This is a genomic window from Deferribacter abyssi (assembly GCF_049472655.1).
Lineage (GTDB): Bacteria > Chrysiogenota > Deferribacteres > Deferribacterales > Deferribacteraceae > Deferribacter > Deferribacter abyssi.
This window is the reverse complement of sequence record NZ_JAQNCS010000004.1, coordinates 142,531-158,491: the sequence shown is the minus strand read 5'-3', so window position 1 is coordinate 158,491 and position 15,961 is coordinate 142,531. Positions and strand designations below refer to the sequence as shown.

The window sequence follows — 15,961 nt, the reverse complement described above, 5'->3', positions numbered from 1 at the left end:
ATACTTTTGCTTTAATAGTTAATTTCAGTTTCATAATCAACCCTCTAATATTTTTATTTAAATAAAATATATGGACATAAATTAATTATAAAATAAATAATAAAATGCATCAATATTTTTCTACTTTTTTAATTATGAGAGAAGTAATTTTAAAGCGAAAATTATTATACATACTAATACAACTTTTTGAATAAAGTTATGCCCTTTTTCAACAGTAACTTTTGTACCAAGAAGAGCACCTATAATATTACCAATACCAAGAATTATTCCTAAGATGAAGTCAACTTTGTTGTTTAGTATAAATATTACCAGTGCAAAAACTGTGAATACCATAATAACAAAGGTTTTTATTGCGTTTCCTTCTACAAGATTAAAACCAGTAAGTGATATGCCAGCAAGAATAAGAAAACCAACTCCTGCTTGAACAAAACCACCATAAATACCTATGAGTGTAAAAACAATGAATATAACAATTTTTCTAGAGAGAGAGTATTCAATATTTCTTGATTGTAAATTTCTTACAGGGCTTAGTATAGAGATGAATGTTATAACTATCATAATTATGGCGAGGTATTTTTTAAAAGCAGTATCACTAATAATTGTGGCAAGATAAGCTCCAAAAATAGCTCCAATAGTGGCAGGAATAGATACTGCAAGGGCAAAATTTAGATTAAAAACCTTGTATTGATTAAACTTTTTGACAGCAAATAAGGATTGTAGAAAAACGCCGAGCCTGTTAGTACCGTTTGCCACAGTAGGTGGTAAACCCATAAATATAAGCAAAGGAATAGTAAGAAATGAACCTCCTCCAGCCATAACGTTGATAAATCCAGAAACTATGCCAACTATAAATAGTAAAATTTCTAACATAGATTAAAAATACAAAAAAATAGAAATTATTGCAAATGAATTAATGATATGATAACAATTAAATATGCATGAGGCAAGTATTGCTCAGAATATTTTAGATATTGTGATAGATGTGGCTCTTAAAAATAGAGCTAAAAAAGTTAATAAGGTATTTGTAAAAATAGGGAAACTTGCAGCTGTTGATTATAATTCGCTTTTGTTTGCCTACAATGCTCTAAAAGAGGATACCATTGCTGTTGATAGTGAACTGCTAATTGAGGAGGTTGAAATTAGGGGAGAGTGTCAAGAATGTGGTTGGTTGGATGCGTATGAAAATTATTTTTTTAGTTGTAAAAAATGTGGGTCTATGAATGTGAAAATTATTTCTGGTGAAGAGTTAAATATTACAGAAATAGAGGTTGATTAATGAACAAAATTAAAGTTGAGACAAAAATTCTTACAAAAAATGAGCAAAAGGCTAAATTTTTAAGAGGAGTTTTTAAACAAAAAGGCGTTCTAGTGTTAAATTTTTTATCATCTCCAGGTAGTGGTAAAACAAGCTTGTTAGAACAAATATTACCAAAATTGGTTAAATGTTATAGAGTTGCAGTCATTGAAGGTGACTTAGCTACAGAAAATGATGCTGAGAGGATTAGAAAATTAGGAGTATTGGCTTATCAGATTAACACGCATGGTGCCTGTCATTTGGAATCAAGCGGTATTGAAAAAGCTCTTGGTGAATTCGATTTGGATAAAATCGATATATTAATAATTGAAAATGTTGGCAACCTTGTTTGTCCAGCGTCGTTTGATTTGGGAGAGGATTACAAGATAGTTTTGATTAGTACAACAGAAGGAGAAGATAAGCCTGTTAAATATCCTACTGTTATAAAGGTTAGTAGTGCTATGATTATAAATAAAATAGATTTATTGCCTTTGCTTGATTTTGATGTTGAAAAGTGCGCAAATTATGCTAAGGGAATAAATCCTAGAATTGATACCTTTTTTATATCCTGCAAAACAGGTGCTGGTATTGATAAAGTTGTGAAATGGATTGAAGATAAGTTTCATGAAAAAAGAAATCTATGTGGGTGTTGATGAAGTAGGTAGAGGGGCCTTTGCTGGTCCAGTTGTGGTTTGTGCTGTTGTTTTACCTGCTGGTTTTTATGATGAAAGGATAATTGACTCAAAAAAAATTAGCGAGAGAAATAGGGAAAAACTTGCAAGATATATACAAGAAATTGCTATTGATTATTCATTTGGTGTTGTTTGTAATAATTTGATTGATAAGATAAATATTCTTCAAGCAACAAGGCAAGCTATGCACATAGCATTAAGTAAGATTAAATTAAATTATAAATTTATTGCAGTTGATTCGGTAAAGCTGAATAGTATTTATAGTTGTAAGATTATTTCTATTGAAAAAGGCGAAAGTGTTTTTCAAAATATTGCTGCAGCGTCTATTTTAGCTAAGGTATATAGAGATTCTTTAATGAAAAGATTGCATATGTATTTTCCAAATTACAACTGGTATAAAAATAAAGGTTATGGTACTAAAGAGCATATAAATGCTATTAAGAAATTTGGTATTACTTATTTGCATCGCAGATCTTTTTTAAAGAATTATGTTTAAGCTTGGTAAAGTTGGAGAGAAAAAAGCAGTAAAATATCTTATTTCTAAAGGGTATGAGATTATTGAGAAAAATTATAGATGCAAGTTTGGTGAGATTGATATTATAGCTAGGAAAGATGATGTCATCGTTTTTGTGGAAGTGAAAACTCGTAAAGATAATAAGTTTGGTTATGGTTTTGAGGCAGTCGATAGAAAAAAAATTAACAAAATTATAAAGGTTGCAAAAAGATTTTTGATTTCGAGAAATATTGAAAATCCATGTAGGTTTGATGTTATTTCAATAGATGCTGATACTATAACCCATATAGAAAATGCATTTTTGGTGTAATACATTTGAGTTATTAAATAATATAAAATGAACACTTTCTTTGTTAGTTGTCGCTTTATAGATAGTAACTAATTAGTTGCCACTGAAAAAGTGAGAACTCCTACGTTTTTATGTTGTATAAGGGAATTATGTTATGTAATGAATTAAGAATTGGGATAGAGGACTAATTAAGTAATATTAAAATTAGAAATTTTTATAATAAGGTTTTAAATACTGCTTCTTTAAGATAAGTTGGTGATGGCAAATTTAAGTTTTTTATTGTGTAGCAATATGTTAGCTTGCGGTATGGGTAAAATCTTTTTATTTGATAATTTGTAATTAAAAACATGTTGACAATTTGTGATTAATTAATATTTTACAAAGCGTCAATTACGGACATCCTCCCATAGTAATAGATAACTCCCCCACAAAAAGGAGGCCAAGCGGCCTCCTTTTTTATTATCTTTTTTTATGTTAAAAATTGTTGCCAAGTTAGCTAAATTTATTAAGATTAGGATTATTTATCTTGTGAGGTGATTCATGATTAACTATGTTTTTGATACAAATGTGTTATTGTATGATCCAATGGCTATTTTTTCTTTTGAGAATAGTGTCATTAATATACCTATCACAGTTATTGAAGAGATCGATATTTTTAAAAAACATTTGGATCAAACAGGGTATAATGCAAGGTTTGTGGCAAGAAAGCTGGATGAACTCAGGAAACTAGGAGATTTGAGTAAAGGGGTCAAAATTAAAAATGGTTCAATTGTGAGAGTTAACGTATGTAATCATGAGTTGAGCAAATATATATCGGATGAGCTTATTAGAGATAAATCTGATAATTTGATACTTTCTGTAGCAAAATATTTAAAAGATAATGAAAATAAAGAAGTGGTTTTCGTAACGAAAGATGCAAACTTGAGGATTAAAGCTGATGTTTTAGGTATAAAAGCTATCGATTTTGAAAAAGACAAAGTAGAAGTTGAAAATTTCTTTGACGGAGCAAAGGAGATTTTATTGGACGAGAGCAATGTTAATATTCTTTACAGTATTGGAGAACTTGAAATTGAACTCGATTTGAAAGAAAATGAATATGTGGTTGTAAAGTCAGAAAACAATGAGAAACATTCTGCTCTTGCAAGGTATTATAATAAAAAGAAAAAGTTAAGAAGGGTGGAAGAATTTAAGTCTGGTATATGGGGAATTTTTGCGAGAAATGCAGAACAGCGTTTTGCCTTTGATGCTTTGATGGATGATAATATAAAACTTGTATGTTTAATGGGAATTGCTGGGACTGGTAAGACTCTTTTAGCGTTGGCTGCAGGTTTAAAAAAAGTTGCAGATGACAACTGTTACAGAAAGTTGTTGGTAGCAAGACCTATTCTTCCAATGGGTAAAGATTTGGGGTATTTACCTGGAGAGTTACATGAAAAACTACATCCTTGGATGCAGCCGATTTATGACAATCTTCAGCTAATACTATCTGGAGAGAATTCTCGTGGTAATGGAGGGTATTCTTATAAGGCGTTGCTTGAACAAAATATTATTGAGGTTGAAGCTCTTACATATATTCGAGGAAGAAGTATGCCAAATCAATTTTTTATAGTAGATGAAGCTCAAAATTTGACACCGCATGAAATAAAAACAATTCTTACCCGTGCAGGGGAGAACACTAAAGTGGTATTGACTGGTGACCCTTATCAGATAGATAATCCTTATATAGATTATCATTCAAATGGGCTGACTTATGTGGTTGATAGGTTTAGTGGTGATGAAATAGCAGCAACTGTTACCCTTATTAAAGGTGAGCGTTCTGAGTTAGCTACAAAAGCTGCAAATAAGTTGTGAGGTATGGGATGGAAAGTTTTGTTGATAGTATTTTTGATGAGATGAAAGATGTGCTTAGTAAATTTGTTGCTGAGAGTAGACATTTTCTAATTGCTGCTGCCCATGAAATTGCAAACTGTTTTATGGAAGAAGGCAAAATTTTAATTTTTGGAAATGGAGGAAGTGCTGCTGATGCCCAACATATTGCTGCAGAGTTTATCAATAGATTTAAAATTGAAAGACCCTCTTTGCCTGCTATAGCTCTAACTACCGATACCTCTGTAATTACTTCTATAAGCAATGATTATGACTTCGATCAGGTATTTCTGAAGCAGGTTATGGCGTTGGCTGATGAAAAGGATGTGGTGTGGGGTATTTCTACAAGTGGGAATTCTCCTAATGTGATAAATGCTCTTAGATTTGCAGCAAATAATGGGATTAAGACTATTGGTTTTTCAGGAAAAGATGGAGGCATGATGAAAGGGTTGTGTGATTTATTCCTTGTGATAGATTCAGATAATACTCCAAGAATTCAGGAAATGCATATTGCTGCTGGACATATTATTTGTGAGCTTGTGGATGAGATTATGTTTGGTAGATTTTCTGATATGCTGGAAGTGTAGGTTTTATATATGGCTCAAAATATTTTTTACGATGTAGAAAAGTTGGTTGATGAGTTGAGGGCCCTGAATAAGAAAATTGTTTTTACAAATGGTTGTTTTGATATTCTTCATGTTGGGCATGTATCATATCTGTTTAAGGCTAAAGAGCTTGGAGATATTTTGGTTGTGGCTTTAAATAGTGATGCGTCTGTTAAAAGATTGAAAGGAGATAAAAGACCTATTAATTCGTTAAAAGATAGAATGATTATGATGGCTTCTTTAAAACCGGTAGACTATGTAACTTATTTCGATGAAGATACACCATATGAAATTATTAAAAAAATTCAACCTGATATCCTTGTAAAAGGAGGTGACTGGAAAGAGGATGAGATTGTGGGAGCAGATATTGTGAAGAAGAAAGGCGGAAAAGTTTTTTCCTTAAATTATGAGAAAGGGTTTGCAACAACAAACATTATTGATAAAATTTTGAATATTTATTGTGAAAAATGAATAAGAATTTATTTACAGGTCTTTGGGGTTCATCAAAAACATACTTTCTGAGAAAGTATTTAGGAGCAGATGATTCTGCAGTTGTTATCTGTGAAAATAGATTTGACATGGAAAAAATTGTAAATGAATTAAGCTTTTTTTTTCCTGAGAAAAGAGTCTTAACGTTTCCTGAGCTTACTCATGACCCGTTTGATGAAGTTAAGATTGAAAAAGAAATCTACTCTAAAAGGGTTAAAACACTATATTCTATGTTAATGGATAAGAGCCCATTTATACTCATTGGGACAATTTATTCAGCATGTAAGAAGATATTATCAAGAAATGAGTTTTTAGATTCGATAATAACTTTTTCTGTGGGTGATACTGTATCTTTGGATGAGATAAGATATTTTTTTGATTGTCTTGGGTATGTAGAGGTAGAGGTGGTATCTGCGGAAGGTGAATTTCTTATTAGAGGAGATTTAGTAGAAATTTATCCTTTTGGTGAAGAATATCCTGTAAGAATAGAATTATTCGGTGATGAGATAGAAAAAATATATTTATTTAATTATGAAGAACTTAGGAAAGTAGCTGAAATGACTACCGTTACAATTTTGCCTGCAGATGAAATAGTTTCAGATAATGATAAGTTGATTGAAAAAATTGATGATGAGAGAAAAAGACAAAAAATTATAGAGTTTGGTAAGTTTGCTGGGGTACATTGGTATGCTCCATATGTGAATGAGATGTCTTCAATTTTTGATTATATCGACAATAAATATAAAGTGATTATTTTTGGCGACAATTTTGATGATAAATTGGATAGTTTTGAAAAGTTTATTTATCATAACTATTTAGAATCTAAACACAAATATTCTATTGAATCGGTTTTTTTGACTAAATCTGATTTTTTAAAAAAAATAGCAAATAACGAAATATTTTATTTAAACGAAATCGTTGAAAGTGGTAAGATTAATGTGGAGTTTACTGCTGCTAGTTCTTTTTATTTAGCAAGAAATTCAAATATTTATGAAAATGCTGAAAATTTTATTGTAAAGTTAGAGGATCTTATAAAGAATGAATATTCGTTGGTAGTTACTTTTAATAATAGCAAGATAAAAGAAATTTTCATTAACTTTGCCACTGAACATGAGCTGACTGTAAAAGAAGTAAAAACATTTTTTGATTTAAAACCTAAGATTGTTGGTATAGTGGATGGGGGGTTTTCTGGTGGTTTTATTGATGAAACAAGTAAGTTTGCACTTTTTGTAGATAGCGAAATATTCGGTTTTATTAAAAAAATGCGGCAAAATAAGAAAAAGCAGCTTTTTAAAACCAATATAGCTGATTTAGAAGTGGGTGACTTTGTTGTACATATTGATTATGGTATTGGTAAATATTATGGTATTGAAACCAAAGAGATAGGTGGAATAAAAGGGGATTATATAAAAGTTCAGTTTGAACATGATGAAGTTTTGTATATTCCTATTTCAAATATTGGCTTGATTCAAAAGTACGTAGGAACAAAAGGGTATCAACCCAGGCTTAGCAGTTTGAAATCTAATAGATGGAAAAAACTAAAAGATCAAGCTTATAAAAGTGCTAAGAAGTTAGCTGTAGACATACTTAAGATTTATGCAGAAAGGAAAAAAAGAAAAGGGTTTGCTTTTGTAAATGAAGGAGAAATTTTAAGAACCGTCGAAGCTGGGTTCCCTTATGAGGAAACAGAAGACCAACTTTTAGTTTTAAATGAAGTGTTTAGGGATATGGAAAGTGAAAAACCCATGGAGAGGCTTGTTTGTGGAGATGTGGGATTTGGAAAAACTGAGGTCGCAATTAGGGCTGCAGCAAAAGCTGTGGAGAGTGGAAAACAGGTGGCTTTTCTTGCCCCAACTACTGTTCTTGTAAGGCAGCATTTTAAAAACTTTACAGAAAGGTTTATGGGTTTGCCGGTAAATATTGATTATGTTTCTAGGTTAAAGAGTAATAATGAAATTAAGAAAACCTTAAAGAAGGTAAAAAATGGGGAAATTGATATTATTGTTGGGACGCATAGGTTGTTGTCAAATGATGTAGAATTTAAGGATTTGGGTCTTTTAATCGTGGATGAAGAGCAGCGTTTTGGGGTAAATCATAAAGAAAAGATAAAGGCAATTAAAAGTGATGTGGATGTTTTAATTTTGACTGCTACACCTATTCCTAGAACGTTGCAATTATCTTTAAGCGGTTTAAGGGATATGAGTATCATAGAAACACCTCCAAATGACAGGGAACCTGTTGCTATTAAAGTAATAAAGAATGATGAAGAGGTTCAAGAAGCTATTTTAAAAGAGCTAAAGAGAGGTGGGCAGGTTTATTTCTTGCATAATAGCGTGGAAAATATTGAAAAAGTGGCTGCTTATGTAAAAGAGATGGCCCCTATGTCTAAGGTGAGGATAGCTCACGGAAAGATGAGTTCTAATACTTTAGATAAGGTATTTGATGAATTTTATCAAGGAGACATTGATATCCTCGTTTGTACTACTATTGTGGAAAATGGACTTGATATCCCTAATGCTAATACCATTATAGTAAACAATGCTCATAAGTTTGGTTTAGCTCAGCTTTATCAACTGAAGGGACGAGTAGGAAGAGGTAGAAGAAGAGGGTATTGTTATTTGAGAATTCCTGTCGGGGTAAGCCTTAGTGAAATAGCAAGAAAAAGGCTGAAAATAATACAGCAATTATCTGATTTGGGTAGTGGTTTTAAAATTTCTACATATGATTTACAGTTACGGGGGGCAGGAGATATTTTGGGGGCAGAACAATCTGGTTTTGTAGTTAATGTGGGTTATGAATTGTATATTCAGATGGTTAATGACGCTATTCAAGAGTTACGAGGGGTAGAAAAAGCTGTTTTTGAAACTGAAATAATCTCTAGCGTACCACATTATATCCCAGCTTCGTTTATACCATCTCATAGGGAAAGAATTAATTATTATAGAACAATTTCAGATTTGCAAGATTTTGAAACCATTAAAGATATGATGGATGAACTTAATATTCTTTATGGAGATCTACCTAAAGAGGTTTATAATTTAATTTACATTATGTATTTGAAAAATGTTTTTTCTTTTCTTAAAGTTAAGAAAATGTTTGTTTTGAAAGGTAGTATTAACTTAGTTATGAATAAAGATACAAATTTTGATATTAATAGTTTTCTTGTTTTGGTGAAAGATAGTGATAAAATAGTTGCAAATTTTAAAGATGAAAATACACTGTGCATGATTTGTAAAGAAAACAATGATTATTTGAAGGAATTTGCTTTGTTTTTTAAACAATATTTGGATGTATTGAATCAAGAAAAAGAGTTGGTATGATAAGAACAATTATTATTTTTATAATAATTACAATGTTTGTTATATCTTGTCAAAAACAGGAGTCAAAAGAGTTTGTAGGTAAGCAGGATAACAAGACATCAGAGGAAAGAATTAATCTTTTTAAAGATGCTGCTATTATGATTAATGGTATTCCATATTATAAAGAGGATATTTTAAATTTTGTGTATTTTAATTTTCCTGAAACTTCTGATATGGATTTAAGCAACGATAATTTAACTAGTTTATATTTAGATGAATTTATTAATTTTAAGGTGCTTTTGGAAGAGGCTGTGAAAAATAATATAAAGATAGATGACGTGAGATTTGAGGAAATAGTAAAAAATATTAAAAATCTTAGTGATGAGTCCTATGTGATTAGTTTACCGATTAGTTTTGAAAAGTACAAGAAGTTATTTAAGGAAAATTTAATAGTAAAAGAATGGGTAAATAGACTGATTGAAAAAAATATAGTTGTGACAGAAGATGAAGTAAAAAGTAAATACAATGAATTTATCACAAGATATAAATCATCTGTAAGATATCATGTGCTTCATATTGTGACCTTAAATTATAAAGATGCTAAGAAAGCAAGGCTAGAACTTTTGAGAGGTAAGAAATTTTCTGAAGTGGCAAAAAAATATTCTGTGGGTCCAGAGAAGGATGATGGAGGAGATCTTGGAAACATAGTGCTTGATGATATGCCAAAAGTGTTTCAATTCATAAAGAAACTAAAAGTAAACAGGATTAGTCCCATTTACAAATCAGATTATGGTTATCATATTTTTAAAGTAGTCGGCAAAGTAAGAAAGGAAAATAAAAGTTATGATGTACTTAAACCTAGAATTTATCAAGAATTGTTTACAAGTAAAGTGGATAAATTTTTAAATAATCATCTGAAGGAGTTGAGGAAAAATGCAGATATTAAAATTTACGATTTTAACCTTAATATTACTAACAGCGACAATTCAAGCGAAAATAATTGATAAAGTTGTTGCCATAGTTGGTGATAAAATTATTACGCAGTATGATATAGAGTCATTTAACCCTAAAAAAGTTAAACAGATTTATTCTGTAAAAGATGAGACAAGGAGAGAAGTTTTGCTAAAAAAATATTATAAGGAAGTGTTAGATTTTTTGGTGAATCAATATACTTATGAAATTGCTGCCGAAAGAGAAGGAATAAAAGTGACCGATGATGAAGTGGAGAGAGCTCTTAATGATGTTCTAAAACAAAATAATATTACTTTGGAACAGCTTGGACATGTTTTGGAGCAAAATAATCTAACTTTGGAAAAATATAAGTATCAGCTTAAAAATGAAATACTAAATGCAAGGATAAGATCTGCAATAATTATGCCAAAACTTGTTGTTACAGATGTAGATATTAAACACTATATAGATGAACATCAAGAAGAACTGAATCTTGCAGATAAGTATGAATTAAGAATTATACGAGTTGGTAGTGAGGATGAAGTGAAGAAAGTTAAAGAATATATCAAAAAGAGATCTTTTGCGGATGCAGCTATAAAATTTTCAAAGGACAAGAGTTCTAAAAAAGGTGGGTATGTAGGATGGTTAAAGATTTCTGATTTACCTGAGAGATATAAAAAAATTGTAGTAGAACATAAAAAAGGTGATGTCTTTGAAATGAAAGATGGAGAGAATTTTGTGATTTTTTACATTGAGGATTTTAAAAGTAAATACGATGTGGATGATAACTTACGAGAGGAAATAACCAGAAAAATAAAAGAGAAGATGTATCCAGAAGTGGTGAAATCATGGTTAGAAAAACATAAAGCAACTATTTTTATTAAGTACATGTAATAAAGAGGCAACTGATTTGTGGAGATTTTTATGAGACTCGATAAATTCCTAAAAGTGACTATGCTTATTAGACGTAGAAGTGTGGCAAATGAAGCTGCTGATGAAGGTTTTGTTTATGTTAATGGACGAAAGGCGAAACCTTCTACGAAGATTAAAGAAGGGGATTTGGTTACTCTCGATATGTGGAATTATAAGAAAGAAATAAAGGTATTGAAGGTACCTGTGACTAAAGGGAGTATTCCTAAAAAAGATATTGATGAATATATAGAAGTTTTATCCTATGAAGTAAAAAATGTGGATGATTTTTAAATAGTTGATTTAGTGAGCCATCGTTTTTCTATATAAGGTTTTATCCCTTTCATGCCGGCGCCTTTTGATATGGCATCGAGGATGTTATCATCTTTCACGAAACTTCCTGCAATATTTGAAAACTTACCCAATTCATTGGAAAGGGGTGTGGATGGTCCCATTATTATTTTTACACTGTTATCAGAGCAGTAACAAAGGAAATCTTCCGTTGTTTTATTAATCAATGTTGTGCCTGAGATTATTACAATATCACAATTTGGAAGATAAAATTTTGCAAGATTGGGTGGTAAAATATTAGGAAAAGTTTTTAGTTCAAAAATATATAGATTTTTGACAATATCTTTAATTTTTTCAATGACTGGTTTGAAATATCCTACAATAGCTACATTTTTATTTTTAAAATCAAACCGTTCAGTAATTTCACAGATATCTTTTTGCCCATTGTTCAAAACCGAGTTTATTGTCGCAAGACCTATTGAGGATTCAAGGAGATTATCACTAAAAAAAAGCTTGGCAAGGTCAAGGGCTTTTAGCCCTTTAAGATTTTTATTGAGTATATTACAACCAGATGAAATATTTGTTCTGAAGGTGTAGGCTATCCCTATTCCAGCTTCCGTTTTTACAGCTATGTAACTTAATCCTAAGACGTAATCAATTACAGATAGATTTGATAATTTTTCTTCCGCTTCTTCGAAAATTATATGTGAGAGCAATTTCATTTGTGTCTGCTCTCCAATTCTTTTAAAACATTTGCAAAGTCTATATCTTTATATTCGAAAGCAACAAGGAAATGGTAAAATAAATCAGCAAATTCAGAAACAACTCTTTTTTCAGGTTCTGTTAAATAGGCTTTTAAAAATTCGGCAAATTCTTCACCTAATTTTTTTATAATTTTGTTTTCTCCTGCGGATAATAATGTGTTGGTATACGAGCTTTCTTTTGGGTTAGTTTTTCTATCTTTAATAATGTTTATTAATTTTTCGATAATTTCAAAGTTCATTTTTTGCAATCCTCCTTTTACAATCTAACAGTTATACCATTGTCTTTTAAAAACTGCTTTACCTCTTTTATGCTGTATTCTTTATAATGAAATATTGATGCAGCAAGAGCTGCATCAGCTTTACCCTTTGTCACCCCTTCAAGAATATGTTCTGGGCATCCAACACCACCTGAAGCTATAACAGGTATTTCTACAGCTTCTGCAATTGCCTTTGTTAGCTCAATGTCATAACCGTCTTTTGTACCATCTTTATCCATACTTGTTAAAAGTATTTCACCCGCACCATAAAGTTCCATTCTTTTTGCCCATTCAATGGCATCCTTGCCTGTAGGATTTCTCCCACCATGGGTATAGACTTCCCACCCGAAGCTGTCCGTTTTCCTTTTGGCATCTATAGCCACAACAATGCATTGAGAACCAAATTTGGCAGAAGCTTCTTTTACGAATTCTGGATTTTTAACTGCTGCAGTATTAATTGATACTTTATCAGCACCTGCATTTAATAAGTTTCTAATATCTTCAACTGTTCTGATCCCTCCACCAACTGTAAGTGGAATAAAAACCTGTTCAGCTGTTTTGGCTACAACGTCAAGAATGATACTACGGTTTTCTGCGCTAGCTGTTATATCAAGAAAAGTTATTTCATCAGCACCCTCGTCATTGTAAAGTTTTGCAACCTCAACAGGATCTCCTGCATCTTTGAGATTTAAAAATTTTGTTCCTTTTACAACTCTGCCGTCTTTTACATCAAGGCAAGGGATGATTCTTTTTGCAAGCATAACTCACCTTCTACATTATTTATCTTAATCTATTAATAACAAGTGATGATTTAAATATCAACGTAAATGTAGATTCTTTTCATTTTTTGGGTGGCATATATTTTTTTTTAATGCTAATTTTATCTTATGAAAATGAAAGCTTGTTTTTTATTTATGTTTGCTAGCTTATTTATTTCCTGTGTGCATGAGAAAAGTACAATACATTTACTTAATGATAAGTCTATAAATACTTTTTTTATTGGAGACATTAAAGAGGACTCACCTACCTTGTTTGAGAAAACATTTCCAAAGTCATCTCTTTTAAAGAAATCAGTTGTTGTGTTTAAAAAAACTTATCCTGAAAAACTGCTTGCTGTTGGTGTAATAGATTTTGATAGGGGGATTATTTTAACAGATAAATTTTTGATTAATTTAGATAACATTAATAGTTGCGGAATCTTCAGTTTACCTAATGATCAGATAGACCAAATCTATTCGGGAAATCGAATTATCATGTTAAAGGGTAAAAAGAATTTTTATTTTTTAGATTTATATAAATGTGGGCAGATTTTAGAAATGAGGGCTCAGCAAGTTGTGGGTTTTGATGGAAACAATATTTTTTTTCAGAAAGGTTCTACTCTTTTAGAAAAAAATATTTTTACAAAGATAGTCGTGAAACTATTTGATTTTAATGAAGCAGTTTCAAGAGTTGAATTGATTGATAATTATTTTTTTATATTAACAAAAAATGATAATTTAATTGTAAAAAAGAAAATCGAAAAGGACTATGTAGATGTTGCCAATTTTGTTGGCGTTAAGGATTTTGGCTTTCAAAAAAGAAAGAATGTAACGCAACTTTATTTCAAAAAAAATAATAAATTTTTTACGTTTAATATAGATAGTAATGGGCTAACTAAGAAAGCTGAAAAAGTTGTGGATGAAATTTTTTATTTGGTAGAAGGTAAAGTAGGTTATTTTAGTACTGAGTTTCTTTATGTAAATAGTGAGAAACTATTATTAAATAATAATTATGAAAGATTAATTTTTTATGGTAATAAACTTTATGGTATTGTAAATGGTGCGATTTATCAAATCGATATCTCAAAAAAAATTTATAGAAAATCTTTAATATTGAAACCAATAAAAATAAAAGGATGTATAGAAAACAATAGAATTTATGTGAAAGACTTAGATGATAAAATTAGAGAACTAGATTTGGTAACAGAATCTTTTAGGGTAGTTAAAAAAATTCCTGCAGATTGTAGAAGCTTACCTTATTTGCATGGAAAGTTTATTTTAGATGCTAAAGAGATAGTTTATGCTAAAGTGGTAAATAATGACAAAAATTATCTCATGTTTAAGCGGAAAATAAATAATAATATTTACTATTTTTTTGAGAAATACTAAAAGAGCACCATTTTAGTTAAAGCTTGTTTTATATATAATAATTTAATACGTTTTTATGGTGGGTTGAAGCAGCTAGATTGTTACTTTACTATCAACGCATTAATAGTAAGCTATGTCAATGTTTTCTATGGGATGACGCCAGTGTTTTCTAAATGTTGACAGGGTATTTAGTTTTAATTACTATCTAAAACTTATAGATGGTCGTATATGGCGCTTTGGGAGGTATATATGGATATTAAAGTAGTTATTCTTGCAGCGGGAAAAGGGACTAGAATGAAGAGTGAGAAATCTAAGGTGATGTTTAATGTGGCTGGAAAACCAATGATTGATTATGTGCTGGTTGCCGCAAAAAGGATAAGTAATGATGTTGTGGTTGTAGTTAATAAAACACAAAATGATTTGTTAATTTACCTTAATGAGAAGAAAATAGATTATGTTTTTCAAGAAGAGCAGCTTGGTACTGGTGATGCGGTTAAATCTGCCATTAAAAATATTGAGGATTTTGACGGCAAGGTTTTAATTTTATGCGGGGATATGCCCCTTGTAAAAGCTCAAACACTAAAACAATTTGTTGAGGAAGCAAAAAACAGTGATGTAGCGTTAATCACTACGTTGATGGATGATCCTACAGGTTATGGAAGAATTATAAGAGATGGGAAAAAACAGGTTTTAAAAATTGTGGAAGAAAAGGATGCAAACGATTATGAAAAGAGGGTAAACGAAGTTAATACTGGTATTTATTTGGTTGATTTTGCCTATTTGAAACCTGCCCTTGAGAACCTAAAGAATGATAATGCTCAGGGAGAATATTATCTAACTGATATCGTAAAAAGTGGCAGTTTTGCATATTTGGTTGAAGATTCTGATCAGTTTTTAGGTGTTAATGATAGGGTCGCCCTTTACAGTGCTTCAAAGAGTATCTGGAGACAGAGAGCTTACAACTTTATGAGAGAAGGTGTTACCATAATGGATTTGGAAACCTTTTATTGTGATGAGAGTGTTAAAATAGAAAACGATGTAATAATATATCCTAATGTGTATTTGGGGGGAGAGACAGTTATTAAAAAAGGGTGTATAATCTATCCTGGGGTTAGAATTGTAAACAGTGTTATTGAAGAAGATTGTGAAATCAAAGATAATACTCTCATTGAAGATTCAAAGGTTGGCAAAAAATGCAGTGTGGGGCCAATGGCTCATTTGAGACCTGATACAATATTAGAAGGGGAAAATAAAATAGGTAATTTTGTGGAAACTAAGAAAATGTTTTTTGGTAAAGGTTCTAAAGCTAGTCATTTGACTTATCTTGGAGATGCAGAAATAGGAAAGAATGTAAATGTGGGATGTGGGACTATTACCTGTAACTATGATGGCTTTTCAAAGCATAAGACTGTAATTGGTGATGATGTATTTGTGGGGAGTGATGTGCAATTTGTTGCACCTGTTAAAATTGGAAAAGGTGCCCTGATAGCAGCTGGTTCTACAATTACAAAGGATGTGCCGGATGATGCTCTTGCCATTACAAGAGCTGAGCAGAGAAACATTGAAGGGTGGGTTCCACGCTGGAGAGCAAAAAAGATGAGTAAGGAGAAGTAAT

Annotated in this window: 17 protein-coding genes; 13 read left to right on the top strand and 4 right to left on the bottom strand. The window is 31.0% G+C overall.

Going from position 1 to position 15,961, the window contains the following annotated elements; all coding sequences use genetic code 11:
* Positions 1-132: 132 nt before the first annotated feature.
* Positions 133-870 (bottom strand): sulfite exporter TauE/SafE family protein, encoded by a 738-nt coding sequence (locus OWK30_RS03835; protein ID WP_423323739.1) that lies wholly within the window; start codon positions 868-870, stop codon positions 133-135.
* 64 nt (positions 871-934) lie between these two features.
* Between OWK30_RS03835 and hypA the strand changes: the two genes are divergently transcribed.
* From hypA to OWK30_RS03780, 11 genes are all read left to right on the top strand, one after another.
* Positions 935-1,276, top strand: coding sequence for a hydrogenase maturation nickel metallochaperone HypA (hypA, locus tag OWK30_RS03830; protein ID WP_423323738.1), 342 nt, complete (start codon positions 935-937; stop codon positions 1,274-1,276).
* The gene (gene hypB / locus OWK30_RS03825; RefSeq protein WP_423323737.1) at positions 1,276-1,947 is read left to right on the top strand and encodes a hydrogenase nickel incorporation protein HypB; all 672 of its coding nucleotides are present in this window, start codon (positions 1,276-1,278) and stop codon (positions 1,945-1,947) included. Before hypA ends, hypB begins: the two co-directional genes overlap by 1 nt.
* Positions 1,919-2,482 carry a ribonuclease HII gene (locus OWK30_RS03820; RefSeq protein ID WP_423323736.1) on the top strand — a complete coding sequence of 188 codons (564 nt, stop codon included), beginning with the start codon at positions 1,919-1,921 and terminating at the stop codon, positions 2,480-2,482. Before hypB ends, OWK30_RS03820 begins: the two co-directional genes overlap by 29 nt.
* Positions 2,475-2,810: a YraN family protein gene (locus OWK30_RS03815; RefSeq protein ID WP_423323734.1), complete on the top strand. Its 336-nt coding sequence runs from the start codon at positions 2,475-2,477 to the stop codon at positions 2,808-2,810. The genes OWK30_RS03820 and OWK30_RS03815 overlap by 8 nt, the downstream gene beginning before the upstream one ends.
* A 519-nt stretch (positions 2,811-3,329) precedes the next feature.
* Positions 3,330-4,640 carry a PhoH family protein gene (locus tag OWK30_RS03810; protein ID WP_423323732.1) on the top strand — a complete coding sequence of 437 codons (1,311 nt, stop codon included), beginning with the start codon at positions 3,330-3,332 and terminating at the stop codon, positions 4,638-4,640.
* Positions 4,641-4,648: 8 nt separating this feature from the next.
* Positions 4,649-5,242: a D-sedoheptulose-7-phosphate isomerase gene (locus tag OWK30_RS03805; protein ID WP_423323731.1), complete on the top strand. Its 594-nt coding sequence runs from the start codon at positions 4,649-4,651 to the stop codon at positions 5,240-5,242.
* 9 nt (positions 5,243-5,251) lie between these two features.
* Complete coding sequence (gene rfaE2 / locus OWK30_RS03800) at positions 5,252-5,731, top strand: D-glycero-beta-D-manno-heptose 1-phosphate adenylyltransferase (protein ID WP_423323729.1); 480 nt, start codon at positions 5,252-5,254, stop codon at positions 5,729-5,731.
* Entirely contained in the window at positions 5,728-9,069 is a 3,342-nt protein-coding gene (gene mfd, locus OWK30_RS03795) for a transcription-repair coupling factor (protein WP_423323727.1), read from the top strand. The genes rfaE2 and mfd overlap by 4 nt, the downstream gene beginning before the upstream one ends.
* A complete protein-coding gene (locus OWK30_RS03790; protein WP_423323725.1) occupies positions 9,066-10,052 on the top strand; it encodes a peptidylprolyl isomerase in 987 nt (328 codons plus the stop codon). Before mfd ends, OWK30_RS03790 begins: the two co-directional genes overlap by 4 nt.
* Positions 9,982-10,893 (top strand): SurA N-terminal domain-containing protein, encoded by a 912-nt coding sequence (locus OWK30_RS03785; protein ID WP_423323723.1) that lies wholly within the window; start codon positions 9,982-9,984, stop codon positions 10,891-10,893. The genes OWK30_RS03790 and OWK30_RS03785 overlap by 71 nt, the downstream gene beginning before the upstream one ends.
* Positions 10,894-10,923: 30 nt before the next feature.
* Positions 10,924-11,202, top strand: a complete 279-nt coding sequence (locus OWK30_RS03780) for an RNA-binding S4 domain-containing protein (RefSeq protein WP_423323721.1) — start codon at positions 10,924-10,926, stop codon at positions 11,200-11,202.
* Here OWK30_RS03780 and OWK30_RS03775 read toward each other — a convergent pair.
* From OWK30_RS03775 to hisF, 3 genes are read right to left on the bottom strand one after another with little or no spacing between them, the layout of a single operon-like run.
* Complete coding sequence (locus tag OWK30_RS03775; RefSeq protein ID WP_423323719.1) at positions 11,199-11,921, bottom strand: Rossmann-like domain-containing protein; 723 nt, start codon at positions 11,919-11,921, stop codon at positions 11,199-11,201. The genes OWK30_RS03780 and OWK30_RS03775 overlap by 4 nt on opposite strands.
* A complete protein-coding gene (gene hisE / locus OWK30_RS03770) occupies positions 11,918-12,202 on the bottom strand; it encodes a phosphoribosyl-ATP diphosphatase (protein ID WP_423323717.1) in 285 nt (94 codons plus the stop codon). Before hisE ends, OWK30_RS03775 begins: the two co-directional genes overlap by 4 nt.
* Before the next feature lie 17 nt (positions 12,203-12,219).
* Positions 12,220-12,981: an imidazole glycerol phosphate synthase subunit HisF gene (hisF, locus tag OWK30_RS03765; protein ID WP_423323715.1), complete on the bottom strand. Its 762-nt coding sequence runs from the start codon at positions 12,979-12,981 to the stop codon at positions 12,220-12,222.
* Between the two features lie 126 nt (positions 12,982-13,107).
* Between hisF and OWK30_RS03760 the strand changes: the two genes are divergently transcribed.
* Positions 13,108-14,367, top strand: a complete 1,260-nt coding sequence (locus tag OWK30_RS03760) for a hypothetical protein (RefSeq protein WP_423323713.1) — start codon at positions 13,108-13,110, stop codon at positions 14,365-14,367.
* Between the two features lie 228 nt (positions 14,368-14,595).
* Positions 14,596-15,960, top strand: a complete 1,365-nt coding sequence (glmU, locus tag OWK30_RS03755) for a bifunctional UDP-N-acetylglucosamine diphosphorylase/glucosamine-1-phosphate N-acetyltransferase GlmU (protein WP_423323711.1) — start codon at positions 14,596-14,598, stop codon at positions 15,958-15,960.
* Position 15,961: the final 1 nt, after the last annotated feature.